This window comes from Streptomyces sp. NPDC087906 (assembly GCF_055584925.1).
In genome coordinates this window covers 812,462-826,940 of sequence record NZ_JBVJLC010000003.1, presented here as the reverse complement: position 1 = coordinate 826,940, position 14,479 = coordinate 812,462, and the positions used below count along the sequence as shown (strand labels likewise).

Annotated in this window: 13 protein-coding genes; 12 read left to right on the top strand and 1 reads right to left on the bottom strand. The window is 73.3% G+C overall.

The genetic code is table 11. The annotated features are described in order from the left end of the window. Nucleotides 1–3 precede the first annotated feature (3 nt). The 11 genes from ACZ63I_RS13080 to ACZ63I_RS13030 all read left to right on the top strand — a co-directional run bounded on the left by ACZ63I_RS13080 (nt 4) and on the right by ACZ63I_RS13030 (nt 12,166). Nucleotides 4–1,029 (top strand): LacI family DNA-binding transcriptional regulator, encoded by a 1,026-nt coding sequence (locus ACZ63I_RS13080; RefSeq protein WP_469338156.1) that lies wholly within the window; start codon nt 4–6, stop codon nt 1,027–1,029. After that, nucleotides 1,026–1,979 carry a carbohydrate ABC transporter permease gene (locus tag ACZ63I_RS13075; RefSeq protein WP_469338154.1) on the top strand — a complete coding sequence of 318 codons (954 nt, stop codon included), beginning with the start codon at nt 1,026–1,028 and terminating at the stop codon, nt 1,977–1,979. The genes ACZ63I_RS13080 and ACZ63I_RS13075 overlap by 4 nt, the downstream gene beginning before the upstream one ends. Next, nucleotides 1,976–2,842, top strand: a complete 867-nt coding sequence (locus ACZ63I_RS13070) for a carbohydrate ABC transporter permease (RefSeq protein ID WP_469338152.1) — start codon at nt 1,976–1,978, stop codon at nt 2,840–2,842. Before ACZ63I_RS13075 ends, ACZ63I_RS13070 begins: the two co-directional genes overlap by 4 nt. After that, entirely contained in the window at nt 2,842–4,161 is a 1,320-nt protein-coding gene (locus tag ACZ63I_RS13065; RefSeq protein ID WP_469338151.1) for an ABC transporter substrate-binding protein, read from the top strand. Before ACZ63I_RS13070 ends, ACZ63I_RS13065 begins: the two co-directional genes overlap by 1 nt. A 67-nt stretch (nt 4,162–4,228) precedes the next feature. Beyond that, nucleotides 4,229–5,317: an ADP-ribosylglycohydrolase family protein gene (locus ACZ63I_RS13060; protein WP_469338149.1), complete on the top strand. Its 1,089-nt coding sequence runs from the start codon at nt 4,229–4,231 to the stop codon at nt 5,315–5,317. A 14-nt stretch (nt 5,318–5,331) separates the two neighbouring features. Next, complete coding sequence (locus ACZ63I_RS13055) at nt 5,332–6,543, top strand: ADP-ribosylglycohydrolase family protein (RefSeq protein WP_469338378.1); 1,212 nt, start codon at nt 5,332–5,334, stop codon at nt 6,541–6,543. Beyond that, nucleotides 6,540–7,685, top strand: coding sequence for an ADP-ribosylglycohydrolase family protein (locus ACZ63I_RS13050; protein WP_469338148.1), 1,146 nt, complete (start codon nt 6,540–6,542; stop codon nt 7,683–7,685). Before ACZ63I_RS13055 ends, ACZ63I_RS13050 begins: the two co-directional genes overlap by 4 nt. Next, complete coding sequence (locus ACZ63I_RS13045) at nt 7,682–9,079, top strand: ADP-ribosylglycohydrolase family protein (protein WP_469338146.1); 1,398 nt, start codon at nt 7,682–7,684, stop codon at nt 9,077–9,079. The genes ACZ63I_RS13050 and ACZ63I_RS13045 overlap by 4 nt, the downstream gene beginning before the upstream one ends. Continuing rightward, nucleotides 9,076–9,990 (top strand): ribokinase, encoded by a 915-nt coding sequence (gene rbsK, locus ACZ63I_RS13040; RefSeq protein ID WP_469338145.1) that lies wholly within the window; start codon nt 9,076–9,078, stop codon nt 9,988–9,990. Before ACZ63I_RS13045 ends, rbsK begins: the two co-directional genes overlap by 4 nt. A gap of 35 nt (nt 9,991–10,025) precedes the next feature. Then, a complete protein-coding gene (locus ACZ63I_RS13035; protein ID WP_469338143.1) occupies nt 10,026–11,255 on the top strand; it encodes a CaiB/BaiF CoA transferase family protein in 1,230 nt (409 codons plus the stop codon). Between the two features lie 38 nt (nt 11,256–11,293). After that, nucleotides 11,294–12,166 (top strand): HpcH/HpaI aldolase/citrate lyase family protein, encoded by an 873-nt coding sequence (locus ACZ63I_RS13030; RefSeq protein WP_469338376.1) that lies wholly within the window; start codon nt 11,294–11,296, stop codon nt 12,164–12,166. A 420-nt stretch (nt 12,167–12,586) separates the two neighbouring features. Here the strand turns inward: ACZ63I_RS13030 and ACZ63I_RS13025 are convergent, their stop codons facing one another. Further along, a complete protein-coding gene (locus ACZ63I_RS13025) occupies nt 12,587–13,363 on the bottom strand; it encodes a VOC family protein (protein WP_469338141.1) in 777 nt (258 codons plus the stop codon). Nucleotides 13,364–13,582: 219 nt separating this feature from the next. Between ACZ63I_RS13025 and ACZ63I_RS13020 the strand changes: the two genes are divergently transcribed. Then, nucleotides 13,583–14,410 carry a sulfurtransferase gene (locus ACZ63I_RS13020; protein WP_469338139.1) on the top strand — a complete coding sequence of 276 codons (828 nt, stop codon included), beginning with the start codon at nt 13,583–13,585 and terminating at the stop codon, nt 14,408–14,410. Nucleotides 14,411–14,479 lie beyond the last annotated feature (69 nt).

Below are 14,479 nucleotides of genomic sequence, written 5' to 3'. Positions count from 1 at the left end.
ATGATGACGTCGAGCGGACCACCGACGGTGGAGACGATCGCGAAAGTGGCAGGCGTCTCGATCGCCTCGGTGTCCAGGGTCATCAACGGACACGGCGCCCGCCCGGACACCGTCCGGCGGGTCGAGCGGGCCGTCGCCGAACTGGGCTACGTGCCCAACGCCGTGGCCCGCTCCCTCAAGGGCGGCAGGACCCGCCAGCTCACCTTCGCCATGCCCGACATAGGCAACCCCACCTATGTGTCGATGGTCCGTCAGATACAGGCCGTCACGAAACCGCTCGGCTACCGGCTGCTGCTGCACTCCACGGACGCCGTCGCCGAGGACGAACTGGGCGTGGTGCGCAGCCTCGCCGAACGGACCAGCGACGGGCTGATCCTCTGCCCGATCCGGGTCACCGACGCGCATCTCGCCGCCATGCGGGCGGCGGCGGGCCCGGTCGTGGTCATCGGCTCGCTGCCCGAAGGGGCGCCGGTCGACAGTGTGCGGGCCGACTCGGTCTCCGGTGTCGTGCTCGCCGTCCGGCATCTGCTGGAGACCGGGCGGCGCAGGATCGCCTTCATCAACGGGCCCGCCGACACCGTGCCGGGACACAACCGCCGGGTCGGCTACCACAAGGCGCTGACCGAGGCCGGGATCATCCCCGACCTCGCGCTGACCGTCACCACCGAGTTCTCCATCGAGGCGGGAGCGGCGGCGGCCCACCGGCTGCTGGCAGCCGAGCCCGGGATCGACAGCGTCTTCTGCGCCAACGACCAGCTCGCGCTCGGCGCGGCGCACGCGGCGCAGGACCGCGGCCTCGACATACCGGGCGACCTGGCGGTCGTCGGCATGGACGACAGCGAACTGGCCAGGGCCGGCTGGCCGTTGCTGACCAGCGTCGACCTCGGCTCGGCCGAACGCGGCCGGATCGCCGCCGACATGCTGGTGTCCCGGCTCGCCGGCGGTGACGCGCCCCCCGGCAGTCCGGTACGCACCGAGACGGTCGCCCCCCGGCTCGTCGTACGGGCGTCGTCGGCGGTGCCCGCATGAGCGTCGGCACCGAACTGCGGCCCCCGCACGAGGCGGGCACCCCGCCGCCCCGCACCACCGCCGCCAGGCGCCGCGTCCTCGGACTCGACAAGGACGCCTGGTTCCTGCTGCTGCCGGCCCTCATCCCGATCCTCGTGCTCAGCGTGGGCCCGCTGCTCTACGGCCTCTCGCTGGCCTTCACCGACGCCCAGTCCGGCAGGACCAGCTCCACCTCCTTCACCGGGCTCACCAACTTCGCCAACCTCCGGCTCGACTCGCTGTTCTGGGACTCCTTCCGGATCGGCCTCATCTGGGCCGTCTGCGTCACGGCGCTGCAGTTCCTGCTGTCGCTGGGCCTCGCGCTGCTGCTCAACCAGAACCTGCGGCTGCGCTGGCTGGCCCGCACCCTGGCACTCGTGCCGTGGGCGATGCCCGAGGTCGTCATCGGCATCATGTGGCGGCTGGTCTACAACCCGGACTCCGGGATCCTCAACACCACCCTGCGCCATCTGCATCTGATCTCCACCAACGTCGACTGGCTCTCCGACCTGTCACTCGCGCTGCCCGCCGTCATCGTCGTCGGCGTCTGGGCCGGGATGCCGCAGACCACCGTCGTCCTGCTGGCCGGCCTGCAGAACGTGCCGCTCGAACTCCACGAGGCCGCCTCCCTGGACGGCGCCGGTGTCTGGCGCCGCTTCGCCACCGTCACCTGGCCGACGCTCAAGCCCGTGGTGCTGTCGATCACCGCGCTGAACTTCATCTGGAACTTCAACTCGTTCGGCCTGGTCTACGTGCTGACCAACGGCGGACCCGGCGGCGCCACCCGGCTGCCGATGCTCTTCGCCTACCAGGAGGCGTTCCAGTACGGCCAGTTCGGCTACGCCGCCGCCATGGGCTTCGTGATGATCGCGGTGATCGCCGTGCTGCTCGCCGTATTCCTGCGCAACCGCCTGAAGGAGGACGAGCAGTGAGCACCACCCTGCCCATCAGGAGGAAGCGCCGCGCCAAGCGCGCCGCCGGCCGTACGGGACAGTACGTCGCCCTCGTCTGCTACCTGGTCTTCCTCGCCTTCCCGCTGCTGTGGCTGCTGTCCACGGCGTTCAAGTCCCCGCAGGAACTCGGCTCCGTCAACCCGACCTGGCTGCCGGAACATCCGACGCTCGGCAACTTCCGCTCGGCGCTGGACGAGCAGCCGCTGCTGCGCTCCGCGCTCAACAGCCTGATCGTCGCCGGGATCGCGGCCGTGATCTCGGTGACCATCGCCGTGCCCGCCGCGTACGTGATGGTCAGGTTCCGGTCCGTGGTCAGCAGGCTCGGCACCGGCTGGGTGCTGCTCAGCCAGATGTTCCCGCTGGTCCTCATCATCATCCCGCTGTTCCTGCTGCTCAAGAACGTGCATCTGATCGACTCGCTGCCCGGCCTGATCATCGTGTACGTCGTGTGGAACCTGCCCTTCTCGCTCTGGATGCTCCAGGGCTATGTGAAGGCCGTCCCGCGCTCCCTCGAAGAGGCCGCGTCGATCGACGGCGCCGGCAGGCTGCGCACGCTGCGCAGCGTCGTACTGCCACTGCTGGCGCCCGGTCTCGTGGCGACCCTGATGTTCTCCTTCGTCACGGCCTGGAACGAGTTCTTCTTCGCCCTGGTCCTGCTCAAGTCACCGGAGAAGCAGACGATGTCAGTCATTCTCACCCATTTCATCGGCGCCGAGGGCGCCGCCGACCTCGGCCCGCTCGCCGCCGCTTCCGTCCTCGCCACCATCCCCAGCCTGGTCTTCTTCGCCTTCCTGCAGAGGCGGCTGACCGGCAGCGCGATGACCGGGGCGGTGAAGGGCTGATGCGCCGCCGTACGTTCCTGGGCGCCGCGGCCGGCACAGCCGCGGCCGCCACCCTGCTCGCCGCCTGCTCCGACGACGGCTCGGACAGCGCCGGGGGAGTCACCACCCTCGACTACCTGTCGCTGGCCTGGCAGACCGAGTCCGTCGCCGCCAACAAGGCGCTCGTGGCGCAGTGGAACCGCACCCACCCCACGGTCAAGGTCCGCTACATCCAGGGAAGCTGGGACAACGTCCACGACCAGCTCCTGACCTCCTTCGAGGGCGGCGCCGCGCCGGACATCATCCACGACGAGGGCAACGACCTCACGGACTTCGCCTCGGGCGGCGATCTCGCCGACCTGACGCGCTATCTGCCGGCCGACCTCAAGCAGCGCATCCCGCAGTCCAGTTGGGACATGGCCGGCTTCAACGGCGGTGTGTACGGAGTGCCCTTCCTCCAGGAGCCCCGTGTCCTGATCGGCAACCGCCCGCTGCTTGCCAAGGCCGGCATCCGGCTGCCCACCGCCGAAAAGCCGTGGACCTGGAGCGAGTTCGAGGACATCTGCAAGGAGCTGACCGGCCCCGGCGGCCGGGCCGACTCCCGGTACGGGGTCGCCTGGGCGATGAAGGAGCCGGTCAACGTGACCGTCAACCTGGCGATGACCACGGGAGGGCGAATCCTCTACCGGGGCGACGACCGCTCCGAGATCCGCTTCGGACCCGCCGACTCGGCCGTCGCCGAACTCATCAACCGGCAGGTCAACATCGACCACTCGGCCCCCGAGAGCGGGCTCGGCATGGGCGGCGGCGACACCCTGCCCGGCTTCTTCGCCGGCCGCTACGCCCTGCTGCCGCTCGGCTTCTCGTACCGCCAGCAGGTCCAGCAGCAGGCGCCGAAGGGCTTCGACTGGGTGACACTGCCACTCCCGGTGGGCGAGAAAGCCCCCGACGGCGGACGCGCCCAGGGCGTCAGCCCCCAGACCCTGTCCGTCTCCCAGGACTGCTCGCACAAGCAGGCCGCCGTCGACTTCATCGCCTTCATGACCCAGAACAGCCACCTCGTCCAACTCGCCCGCGGCGACTGGCTGCTGCCCACCGGCAGCGCCGCGCTGCGCGACCCGCGGATCGCCACGGCCAAGACCGGCTGGAGCGTCGGCGTCGACATGGGCGCCCACCTCACCGCCTCGCCCGTCCTCGGCGTGCGCGGCTTCCCCGAATGGAAGGACAAGATCGCCACGCCCGCGCTCCAGCAGTACTACAGCGGCGCCATCGGCCTCGGCACGCTGCGCGACAAGCTCGTCCGCGACGGCAATCGCATCTTCGACCGCTACCGGAGCTGATCACAGGGGGACTCCGGCCGACCACGCACCACCCAGCCACACCGAGCACCAAGAAACGGCACCTGGCATGAACGCACTACCCGCCCCACCGTCCGAGTCCGGCGCTCCGCCGGTGCCCCCGCCCCCCGGAGCCGCCAGGCCCCGGCCGGCGGCGGACACCCCACGTGACCGCGCGCGGGGGGCACTGACCGGCCTCGCCGTCGGGGACGCGCTCGGAGCCCCGGCGGAGAACATGAAGCCGTCCCAGATCAGACAGCGCTGGGGCCGGATCGAGGACTTCGTCACCGACGACCCGGCGGGCACGGACGACACGGAGTACGCGATCCTCTCCGGGCTGCTGCTCGCCGAGCACGGCGCGGCGCTGACCACCGCCGACGTCGAGACCGCCTGGCACCTGTGGATCGCCGACCGCGACGAAGGCCCCTTCAGGGGCGCCGGGTTCAGCGAGCGCGGCACCCTGGAGAACCTCAGGCGCGGACTCGCGGCGCCGATCAGCGCCCAGCACCGGCACGCCTGGAGCGACGGACTGGCCATGCGCGCCGCGCCGTTCGGGGTGTTCGCCGCCGGCCGCCCCGGCGAGGCCGCCCGGCTGGTCGCCATCGACGGCACGATCAGCCACGACGGGGAGGGCATCTACGGCGGCCAGGCGGCGGCGGCCGGTGTCGCTGCCGCCATGACGGGCTGCGGCTGCGGCGAGGTGATCACCGCGGCGCTCTCCGTCATTCCCGAGGACTCCTGGACCGCCAGATCGCTGCGGCGCGCCGTGACCACCGCGCGCCGGGTGCGGCTCGACCGCTCGCTGAGCGTCCTGGAGAGCGAGCGAGCCCTGCGGGCCGCCGTCGTCATCGGCGGCTACCCCTGGACCGACCTCGCCCCCGAGGCGGTCGGGCTCGCCTTCGGCGCCTTCGCCCTGGCCGACGGCGACTTCACCCGCTCCGTACTGACCGCGGTCAACATGGGCCGCGACGCCGACACCACAGCAGCCCTCGCCGGGGCCCTGGCCGGCGCGCTCGGCGGATACGGGGCGATCCCCGAGCACTGGTCGTCGGTGATCAAGCCGGTACGCGGTAGCTGCCTGCCCGCCATGGCCGGCTACCACGTACTCGACATCGCGGATCTCCTCGCACCTGACCAGGAAGGACGGGCCGCACAGTGACAGCGCGCACCGAACTGAAGCACCAGGAATCCGCACCGGAGGAGGCCGAGGGGGACGCGGGCACCGGCGGGGCGGGCGCGCCGCGCCGGGTCGAGGGGCTGCTGCTCGGCCTCGCGGCGGGCGACGCGGCCGGCTGGCCCGCCGCCCGCCACCGCGCGGCCCGGATGCCCGAGTGGACCCGCCGGCTCACCCGCGAACTCGACACGTTCGCCGAGCAGAACGCCACCACCACCCTGCCCGTGCCGATCGCGCTCAACCAGCCGCCGGAGCCGCTGCGGCTCGGCCCGTCCGACGACGCCGAATGGGCGGCCTTCACCGCCGAGGCGATCATCTCCTCGCACGGCGGGCTGCTCAGCGACCTGACCAACGACCGCAGGGTGCGCGCCGCCGTCGACCTCGCCTGGATCTCGCTGGCCGCCGAGATCTCGGCGGCAGCGGCGATGGCCCCCGAGGTGGAGTCCGCCGTGATACCGCTCCGGGCCCGGATCTCCGTACGGGCCGGGCTCGGCAATCTCGCCGCAGGGCTGCGCCCGCCCGCCACCGGCCACGACAACCCGCACTTCTTCGACGACGCGGCCTGCGGCCGGGCCTGTGTCCTCGCCGTCGTCCACCCCGGCGACCCGGCAGCCGCCGCCGACCTCGCCGAGTACGACGCCCGCTACACCCAGGACGGCGACGGCGTCCTCGGCGCGCGCGCCATGGCGGCGGCCGTCTCGCTGGCCCTGACCGGCGCCCCGGTCACCGACTGCGTCGGCGCCGCCCTGGCCGAACTGCCGGCCGAGTCCGAGATCGGCCGCAACGCACGGCAGGCCGTCGCACTCGTCCAGGCCGCTTCCGAAGGCGCGCCGGGCGGCCCGGGACACGCGTTCGCGCTGGTCCCCGTGCTGGAACACCAGATCATCGACCACGTCTACAGCTACGGCATCGCCGCGGCCGAGACCGTACCCGTCGCGCTCGCGCTCGTGCTGGCGGCCGGCGGCTCGCTCGGCGAGGCCGTACCCGCCGCCGCCTGCCTGTCCCGGGTCGCCGACTCGGCGCCCGCCCTCGCCGGGGCGCTCGCCGGCGCCGTCCAAGGGGCCGAAGCCCTGCCGCCCGCCTGGCGCGACGCGTGCCGCACCCTGGCCGGCTGCGCCCTGCCGCGCCAGGCAGGCACCGATCTGGTCGACCTGGCCGGCCGGCTCGCCCGTATCGAACCCACCGTCCCGGAAGGATCCCGTCTGTCATGAAGCTGACCCTGGAGGACCGCGTCACCGGCTGCCTGGTCGGCGCCGCCGTCGGCGACGCGCTCGGCGGCCCCGTCGAGGGCTGGAGCCCCGAGCAGATCACCGAACGGCACGGCGGCCGGGTGCGCGGCATCGTCGGCCCCTTCTACGAGAACTGGCGCACCGCCAGGCCCATCGCGCCCTACCACAAGGGCGACGGGTACGTCACCGACGACACGTTGATGACGCACGCGCTGGTCCGGGTCTACGGCACGGTGCGCGACCACCTCGACGCGTACAGCGTCGCCGACCATCTGGTGCCCGACCTGATCGGCACCCCCCGCTGGATCCCGGAGCTGGAGGCCGAGGCGCTGCCGCTCCAGCGGATCTTCCTCGCCGAGAAGTGGATCGTGGCGCGGCTGCACTACGGCCATGTCGACCCGCGCGAGGCGGGCACCGGCAACATCGTCAACTGCGGTGCGGCGATGTACATGGCGCCGGTCGGCGTCGTCAACGCGGCCAATCCGGCCGGCGCCTACACCGAGGCGCTGGAGGTGGCGGCCCCGCACCAGTCGTCGTACGGACGCGAGGCGGCGGGCGTCTTCGCCGCCGCCGTGGCCGCCGCCTTCCGGCCCGGCGCCACCCCGCGCTCGGTCGTGGACGACGCGCTGGCGCTCGCCAAGGACGGCACCCGCGCCGCGATCGAAGCGGTGTGCGAAGTGGCCGTGAAGCACGACGACTTCGAGTCAGCGCTGGCACCGCTGCGGGAGGCCGTCGCGCCGTTCGACACCGTAGGACCCGAGTACCGGCAGCCCTCGCTCGGCGCCCGCAGGCCCTCCCGGCTGCACTCCATCGAGGAACTGCCCGTCGCCCTCGGCATGTTGCTGGTCGGCGGCGGCGACTTCCGCCGCACCGTGCTCGGCGCGGTCAACTACGGCCGCGACTGCGACTCCATCGCCACCATGGGCGGCGCCATAGCGGGAGTCCTCGGCGGCGCCGCGGGCGTCCCCGCCGAATGGAGCGAGGAGGTGGCACGGGCCAGCAAGCTCGACCTGACCACCCCCGCCGACGAACTGGCCGTCGTCACCCGCGAGGTGTTCGACCGCGACGTCATCCGCAGGCGGGAGCACGAGACCGCCTTCGCCGCCCTCGCGGACGTGTCATGACCGGCATCCGGCTGACCTGGGTGCAGCCCGAGGACCTGGTGGGCCACGAACTGCGCCAGGCACGCGAGGACGGCAGGGACGCGGCGGACGTCGAGCGGCGTTGGCTTGCCGCCGGCGGCCACCCGGCGCCCGAGCTGGCCGGGGCGTCCCCGGGCCCCGCCGATCCCGCGCTGCGCGCGCTCGCCGGGCAACTCCTCGACGAACTGGCCCTGATCCAGCCGCCTTCGGCCGCCGACGAGCCCACCGGCCTGGCGGAGATCCGGGCCGCCGCGCCGCACGCCCCGGCCGCCCGGCCCGCCGTAGCGGGACTGACGCAGCGACTTGAGGCCGGCTGGCTGGGCCGCGCCGCCGGCTGCCTGCTCGGCAAGCCCGTCGAGAAGCTGCCGCTCGCCGGTATCCGGGAGATCGCGCGCTCCACCGGCAACTGGCCGCTGGACACCTGGTTCACCGAGCGCGGCCTCGGCCCCGAGGTCGCGGCCCGATGGCCGTGGAACCGCCGCAGCAGGCCCACCTCGCTGGCCGAGAACATCGACGGCATGCCCGAGGACGACGACCTCAACTACCCGCTGCTCGGCCTGCTGTTGCTGGAGTCGCACGGCCACGGCTTCCGTACGGAGGACGTGGCGGAACTGTGGCTCGCCGAACTCCCGGCGGGCCGCACCTTCACGGCCGAGCGCGTCGCGTACCGCAATCTGCTCGACGGCGTCGAGCCGCCCGCCACCGGACACCTGCGCAACCCCTTCCGCGAGTGGATCGGCGCCCTCATCCGCGCCGACATCTTCGGCTGGACCCACCCCGGCGACCCGCGCGCAGCCGCCGAAGCGGCCTGGCGCGACGCCGTCCTGACGCACACCGCCAACGGTGTGTACGGCGAGATGTTCGCCGCGGCGGCAATCGCCGAGGCGTCGGCAGGTGGCGGCGACGTGCACGGCTGCCTGCGGGCCGGGCTCGCCGTCGTACCCGAGCGCTCCCGGCTGGCCCGGGCCGTACGGTTCGGCATCGCGGCGGCGCGGGCCGAACCGACCGGCACCATCGGGGCGTTCGCCTCGGTCGTGGACCACCTGCACGGCGAGTACGGCCACCACCACTGGGTCCATGTGCTGCCCAACGCGGCCCTGCTCGCCGCCGCCCTCGCCCACGCCGAAGGCGACTTCACCGGCTCCATCTGCCGGGTCGTCTCCGGCGGTTGGGACACCGACTCCAACGGCGCCACGGCGGGCTCGATCGCCGGGCTGCTCGCGGGGAGCCCGGCAGCGCTCCCCGAGCGCTGGACCGCCCCCCTCAAGAACCGCCTCGCCACCACGGTCGGTGGCCTCGACGGGATCGGTTTCGACGAACTGGCCCGGCGCACCGCCGCGTTGGCCACCGGCGTCCAGGAGGACACCACGCCATGACCGCAGCCACCGCAGCGAGGATCGCCGTCCTCGGCAGTACGAACATGGATCTGGTCGCCTACACCAGCACGGCCCCGGCACGCGGCGAGACCGTCACCGGCCGGTCCTTCACCACCGTCCCCGGTGGCAAGGGCGCCAACCAGGCCGTCGCCGCGGCCCGCGCCGGCGGCTCCGTGTCCATGATCGGCGCCGTCGGGGACGACGACTTCGGCAGCCGGCTGCGCGCCACCCTGGCGGAAGCCGGTGTGGCGACCGGCGCGCTGCGCACCGTGCCGGGCCCGAGCGGCACGGCGCACATCGTCGTGGACGACGCCGGCGAGAACGCGATCGTCGTCGTTCCCGGCGCCAACGGCACCGTCACCGCGCTCGCCGAGGGCGACGAGGACGTCATCGCCGACGCCGGAGCGCTGCTGCTCCAGCTCGAACTGCCCATGGAGGCCGTGCTGGCCGGTGCGCGCGCCGCGCGCCGGCACGGCGTACGGACGATCCTGACGCCCGCCCCCGCGCAGCCGCTGCCCCCCGAACTCCTCGCCGTCACCGATCTGCTGGTCCCCAACGAACACGAAGCCGCCACCCTCACCGGGCAGGACGACGCGTGGGCAGCCGCGCCGGTCCTCCTCGAATCGGTCCCCGAGGCCGTGATCACGCTCGGCGCGCGGGGCAGCCTGTACGCGAGCCGCGGCGGCGAGCCGCTGCTCGTCCCCGCGCGCAAGACCCGCGCCGTCGACACCACGGCCGCCGGTGACACCTTCGTCGGCGCGCTGTCCGTCGCCCTCGGCGAAGGCGTCCCCATGGCGCGGGCGCTGGCCTGGGCCTCGGCCGCCTCCGCGCTGTCGGTGGCCGAGCAGGGCGCCTCGTCCTCCATGCCCGAGCGCGCACGCATCGAGGCGCTGGCCGCCACCGCACCCTGACCCACTTCCGCCGACCCGAAAGGCCCAGGCACGCCATGCAGCAACAGCCCCCGGACGACGACCACTCGGCGCCCCGGCACCCCGGCCCGCTCGACGGGCTGCGCGTGCTGGACATGGCGACGCTGTTCGCCGGTCCGCTCGCCGCCACCATGCTCGGTGACTTCGGCGCGCAGGTGACCAAGATCGAGCATCCGCTGAAGCCCGACCCGTCCCGCGGCCACGGCCCCAGCAAGGACGGCGTCGGCCTGTGGTGGAAGCACCTCGGCCGCAACAAGCGCAATCTGACGCTCAACCTGTCCACCCCCGGCGGCCGGGACGTGCTGCTCAAACTGGCGGCGGACGCCGATGTGATCATCGAGAACTTCCGCCCCGGCACCCTGGAGAAATGGGGGCTCGGCTGGGAGGAACTGTCCGCCGTGAACCCCCGGTTGGTGCTGGCCAGGGTCACCGGCTTCGGCCAGTTCGGCCCGTACTCCACCCGCCCGGGATTCGGCACCCTCGCCGAGGCCATGAGCGGCTTCGCCGCCGTCACCGGCGAACCGGACGGCCCGCCCACCCTGCCGCCCTTCGGCCTCGCCGACTCCGTCGCCGCGCTGGCGACTTCGTACGCGGTGATGACCGCGCTCGCCGGCCGCGACCGCACCGGCGAGGGCCAGGTCGTGGACATGGCGATCATCGAGCCGATGCTGGCCATGCTCGGCCCGCAGATCCTGTGGCACGACCAACTCGGCTACGTGCAGCCGAGGACGGGCAACCGGTCCGCCAACAACGCCCCGCGCAACACCTATCGGACCGCCGACGGCAAGTGGCTGGCCGTCTCGACCTCCGCCCAGTCCATCGCCGAACGGGTCGTACGGCTCGTCGGCCACCCCGAGTTCATCGACGAGCCGTGGTTCGCGACCGGCGCGGGCCGGGCCCAGCACGCCGACGTCCTGGACGAAGCGGTCGGCGGCTGGATCGCCCGGCACGACGCCGACGAGGTGGTCGCGGTCTTCGAGAAGGCGCAGGCCGCGGTCGCGCCGATCTACGACGTGCGGGACGTGATGGCCGATCCGCAGTACCGCGCGCTCGGCTCCATCGTCCGCGTCGAGGACGAGGAGTTGGGCCCGGTGCAGATGCAGAACGTCCTCTTCCGGCTCTCCGCGACACCCGGCGCCGTCAAGTGGGCGGGCCGTCCGCACGGCGCCGACACCACCGAGATCCTGGCCGAACTGGGCCTGAGCGGCGACGAGATCGCTGACCTGCGGAAGGGCGGCGCGCTGTGAGCGCGGGATCCGTCACGGCGCCCCGCGCGCCGGGCGCCATGGACACCGTACTGACCTGGCTGTACGCGCCGGGCGACCGGCCCGACGTGGTGGCCAAGGCGCTGCGCTCCGGCGCCGATGTGGTGCTGGTCGACCTGGAGGACGCGGTCGCCCCCGACCGCAAGGAGTACGCCAGGGCCGCCACCGCCGAGCTGCTGGCGCAGCCCGCGCCAGGGCCCGCCGCCGTGCACGTGCGGATCAACGCGATCGGCGGGCAGCACGCGGCGGCCGACCTGGCGGCGCTGGGGTCGCTGCCGGGACTCGGCGGGCTGCGGCTGCCGAAGGTCGCGATCCCCGCCGACATCGCCGATGTCGTACGGCAGCTACGCGCGCGGCCGGACGGCGACGCGGGCCACGCGTTCGCCGTCCCCGCGCTCTACCCGCTGCTGGAATCGGCGCTCGGCATCGAGAACGCCTTCGCCGTCGCCACCGCCGATCCTGCGGTACGGGGGATCGCGCTCGGCGAGGCCGACCTGCGGGCCGACCTCGGCATGAGCGACGAGAACGCCCTCGCCTGGCCGCGCGCCCGGGTCGTCGTGGCAGCCCGCGCGGCGGGCCTGGCCCCACCGGCGCAATCCGTCTACCCCGACGTCAAGGACCTGGCCGGACTGGCCGAGTCCTGCGCCCGGGGCCGCGCGCTCGGTTTCCTCGGCCGAACGGCCATCCACCCACGGCAGTTGCCGGTGATCGAGCGGGCCTACCTGCCAACAGCCGCCGAGGTGGCGGCGGCCAGGGAAATGGTCGCCGCGGCCGAGACCGACGGGGGAGCCCTGGCCCTCCCCGACGGCCGTTTCGTAGACGCAGCGGTAGTAGCAGGCGCCCGCCGCACCCTGGCACTGGCAGCCCGCGCGGCGGCGCCCCGGCACAACTGACGCCCTGTCACGACCGAGACCGGCGGGGGGAGTCCGCGAATGGAGCACCCAGGCTTCCCGCTGCCGTTCAGCCCCGGCCCAGCGGGCCTTGACGGCAGGTCCGGAGCCGGAGCCCGCGCCATGGCTGCGGCACGCGCCTACCCGGGCATACGCCGAACACGCGGCGGAGAGCATCACGCCGGCCGGTTGCGCCGCCGAGCCACGGGCGACGAGCCGGCGGCCGGTCTCGCGTCAAGGCTCACGGTTCTGCCGTGATGCCCGAGCAACGCGGCCTGCCGGGCGGACTCGCGACGGCCGTCCGCCGTGGCCGGGTTTCGGCGCGGCCGATCCGTACCCGGGTCGGCCGGGTCGCGTGGTCCACGGGCGACGAGCCGGTAGCCAGGGTCACACCGGGCACGAGCCGCCCAGCGCGGCCAACGCTCAGCGGGCGTTCGATGTGACGATCGTGAAGACCGCGCCCTCCGGGTCCGCGACCTTGGCCGCTCGGCCCGTTTCCTCCTCGTGCGGCGGCTGGATCACGTGGCCGCCGAGGTCCGTCACGAGTCGCGCCGCCGCGTCCGTGTCCTCGACCTCGAAGTACGCCATCCAGTGCGAACCCAGCTCGCGCGGGAGGGAGTTGCCCAGGCCGTGCAGCGAGGCGACCGGGCGTCCTGCCAGCCGCAGCGTCAGGTAGTCGAAGTCGGCGGAGACGACCGCCTCGGCGTCGTAGCCGAAGACCGCCTGGTAGAACTTGGCGACCGAGGACGTCTCACGGGTCAGCAGTTCGTTCCAGGCGGGCGTGCCATGGGCCTGCGCGACCGCCGTCCCGGTGTGCGCCCACGCCTGCCAGATCCCGAAGACCGCGCCCGCCGGGTCCGAGGCGATGGCCAGCCGGCCCGCCTTGCCCGCGTCCAGCGGGCCCACGCCGACCGTGCCGCCGCAGCTCCTGATGGTCTCGGCCGTCGAGTCGGCGTCGTCCGTCGCCAGATACGTCGTCCAGGCGATCGGCAGATGCCGGTCGGGCGGCAGCTCGCCGATCCCGGCGACCACCTGACCGTCGAGCGTCCCGCGCACATAGGGGCCGAGCTGCCCCGGGCCCTCCTGGAACTCCCAGCCGAACAGCGCGCCGTAGAACTCCTTGGTCGCGGCCAAGCCGTGCACCATCAGACTGACCCAGCAGGGCGTGCCTGGAGTGCGCCGGATCGCTGCCTCGGTCATCGACTCTCCTCGTGTACCCGGCGGGGACTCGCGGGGTGCGTCCCGGGGCGTGTCCGCGAAATCCCGTCCGGATCGCGGGGGCACTCCCCAGCAGATGCTCGCACCACCCGGCCCGCCGCGCTTCCCGACTCCACCGCTTTTGGCGTGATCTGGATTCGGTGTTTACCGCGCGTTTTAGCGGTGTTACACCCCCGTCACGGGGTGCGCGAGGATGGCGGTATGACAGCCATCATCACCGCGAGTGAACTCGCGAGCGAGTCGGCGGGCCCCCGGCCGCCCGTCATCCTGGACATCCGCTACACGCTGGGCGGGCCGCCCGGCCGCCCCGCGTATGAGGCGGGGCATCTGCCCGGCGCCGTATACGTCGATCTCGACACGGAACTGGCAGGTGAGCCGGGGGCGGCGGGCCGCCATCCGCTCCCCGACGCGGCCGCCTTCGGGGCCGTGATGCGCCGCGCCGGTGTGTCCGCCGATTCGGCCGTGGTCGTCTACGACGGAGCCCAGGGCTGGTCGGCGGCGCGCGCCTGGTGGCTGCTGCGCTGGGCGGGACACCAGGACGTCCGCGTACTGGACGGCGGTCTCGCGAGCTGGACCGGGCCGCTGTCCACCGAGATCCCGAAGCCCGAGGAGGGCGATTTCCGCCCGGCGCCCGGCGGGCTGCCGGTGCTCGACGCGGACGGCGCGGCCGCGCTCGCCCGGCGGGGGCTCCTGTTCGACGCGCGGGCCGCCGAGCGCTACCGGGGCGAGATCGAGCCGATCGATCCGGTGGCCGGCCATGTGCCAGGCGCGCACTCCGCTCCCACGAGCGAGAATCTGGCCGAAAATGGCACCTTCCTCCCGACTGCTGATCTTGTGAGCCGGTTCGCGGCACTGGGCGCCACCCCCGGCACCGAGGTCGGGGTCTACTGCGGCTCGGGCGTATCGGCCGCCCAGGAGGTGCTGGCGCTGGAGATCGCCGGCATCCCGGCGGCGCTGTACGCGGGCTCCTGGTCCGAGTGGTCGGCGGACACCGCCCGCCCGGTCGCCACCGGCCCTGACCCCTCGTAAACCGAAGCGCGGCGGACAGCACAGCGGCCCGTACGCACCGAAGTGCGTACGGGCCACCACGCCGTCTCG

Excerpts from the sequence above, each read along its gene's own strand:
- ACZ63I_RS13030 (WP_469338376.1), top strand. The coding sequence starts at position 11,294 with ATGGACACCGTACTGACCTGGCTGTACGCGCCGGGCGACCGGCCCGAC.
- rbsK (WP_469338145.1), top strand. The coding sequence starts at position 9,076 with ATGACCGCAGCCACCGCAGCGAGGATCGCCGTCCTCGGCAGTACGAAC.
- ACZ63I_RS13035 (WP_469338143.1), top strand. The coding sequence starts at position 10,026 with ATGCAGCAACAGCCCCCGGACGACGACCACTCGGCGCCCCGGCACCCC.
- ACZ63I_RS13025 (WP_469338141.1), bottom strand. The coding sequence starts at position 13,363 with ATGACCGAGGCAGCGATCCGGCGCACTCCAGGCACGCCCTGCTGGGTC.
- ACZ63I_RS13020 (WP_469338139.1), top strand. The coding sequence starts at position 13,583 with ATGACAGCCATCATCACCGCGAGTGAACTCGCGAGCGAGTCGGCGGGC.
- ACZ63I_RS13050 (WP_469338148.1), top strand. The coding sequence starts at position 6,540 with ATGAAGCTGACCCTGGAGGACCGCGTCACCGGCTGCCTGGTCGGCGCC.
- ACZ63I_RS13075 (WP_469338154.1), top strand. The coding sequence starts at position 1,026 with ATGAGCGTCGGCACCGAACTGCGGCCCCCGCACGAGGCGGGCACCCCG.
- ACZ63I_RS13060 (WP_469338149.1), top strand. The coding sequence starts at position 4,229 with ATGAACGCACTACCCGCCCCACCGTCCGAGTCCGGCGCTCCGCCGGTG.
- ACZ63I_RS13065 (WP_469338151.1), top strand. The coding sequence starts at position 2,842 with ATGCGCCGCCGTACGTTCCTGGGCGCCGCGGCCGGCACAGCCGCGGCC.
- ACZ63I_RS13045 (WP_469338146.1), top strand. The coding sequence starts at position 7,682 with ATGACCGGCATCCGGCTGACCTGGGTGCAGCCCGAGGACCTGGTGGGC.
- ACZ63I_RS13080 (WP_469338156.1), top strand. The coding sequence starts at position 4 with ATGACGTCGAGCGGACCACCGACGGTGGAGACGATCGCGAAAGTGGCA.